At 76.6% G+C, this 282-nt stretch carries 1 protein-coding gene; it reads left to right on the top strand.

Going from position 1 to position 282, the window contains the following annotated elements; all coding sequences use genetic code 11:
- A partial coding sequence (locus L687_RS24775) for a Rieske 2Fe-2S domain-containing protein (RefSeq protein WP_040569585.1) occupies nucleotides 1-239 on the top strand: 239 nt, incomplete at its 5' end.
- Nucleotides 240-282 lie beyond the last annotated feature (43 nt).

A 282-nucleotide genomic window follows, 5' to 3' on the forward strand; every position in this document is an offset into this window, starting at 1 on the left:
AGGGCCAGGGCGCGGTGGCGAATCGCGCAGGGCGCCCGGTCGCGGTCTCCACCGTCGACGGTGTGACGCGCGCCGTGAGCGCGGTGTGCACGCACCTGGGCGGCGTGCTCGCCTGGAACGACGCCGAGTGTTCGTGGGACTGCCCGCTGCACGCCTCGCGCTTCGCGCCGGACGGCACCCGCCTCGAGGGTCCGGCGCTGCGAGACCTCACTCCCCTGACGCCGGCGGACCCGGAGTGATGTCGCCGGCGGGAGGCGCGCCGTCCCACCCCTGCTGCGGCGT

It is taken from the genome of Microbacterium maritypicum MF109 (genome assembly GCF_000455825.1).
Taxonomy (GTDB): Bacteria; Actinomycetota; Actinomycetes; order Actinomycetales; family Microbacteriaceae; genus Microbacterium; species Microbacterium maritypicum_A.